General features: G+C 42.5%; 1 protein-coding gene. It reads left to right on the top strand.

From position 1 onward, the window contains the following. The coding region (locus R7Q48_RS25155) for a Kdo(2)-lipid IV(A) acyltransferase (protein WP_318132862.1) at positions 1-910 on the top strand (910 nt) is incomplete at its 5' end. Between the last annotated feature and the right edge of the window lie 69 nt (positions 911-979).

Genomic DNA, 979 nt, shown 5'->3' with positions numbered 1-979 from the left:
GCTTTTTTCCTATCAGTTACTTAAGCCCAAATATTGGTCTGTTTGGCTGGCATTTGGATCTCTAGCAATCATTGTTAATGTACTGCCGTATGTGGTTTTACGAATCTTAGGTAGAAGCATCGGTTGCGTTGCGATGCATTTAATGAAGCGCCGATACAAGATCGCTTTGCGTAATCTTCAGCTATGTTTTCCTGATTACACAGATTGGCAATGCAAGGATGTGGTACGAAAAAACTTTCAATACACGGGAATGGCGCTCATCGAAACTGGTATCGCTTGGTTTTGGCCAGACTGGCGAATTAATCGCATAACTTCTATTGTTGGCAAAGATCGTCTGCTCACAGAGGAAAAGAACGGTCGCGGTGTATTAGTGGTGTGTAGTCACCATTTGAACTTGGAAATAACCGCTCGTATCTTCAGCCAATTTGCCAAAGGCTATGGTGTTTACCGTCCAAACTCAAACCCTGCTTATGAATTTATTCAACATCGAGGCCGAACTCGTTTTGGGCATCAAATGATCGATCGAAAAGACGTGAAATCAATGCTCAAAGTTTTGAAAAATGGCCATCGACTTTGGTATTTACCTGATCATGATTATGGTGCCAACCATTCTGTTTTTGCACCGTTTTTTGCCGTTGAACAAGCTGCGAGCACAGTGGGGTCTAGTGTGCTTATTGACGCAACAAAGTGCGCGGTCATATCAGGTGTCACAGTGAGCAGGAATCATCACTACACGTTGTATATTGGGAAGGATCTCAGTGAGTATTTTGAAAAGCGTAATGCGATGAAAGCGGCAAGTATCTTGAACCAAGAACTCGAAAAAATGATAAGACGCGATATTCCTGCGTGGATGTGGTTGCACAAACGGTTTAAAACACGTCCTGAAGGATTTGATTGCGTCTATACGTAGAACATAAAAAAGGTCGACACAAGATCGACCTTTTTCTTTTGAGCGTTTGACTTATTCAGCGTTTGCTGT

Source organism: Vibrio sp. 378, from assembly GCF_033339435.1.
Note: the sequence above shows the minus strand (reverse complement) of the source record. Positions and strands in the feature narration are given on the sequence as shown.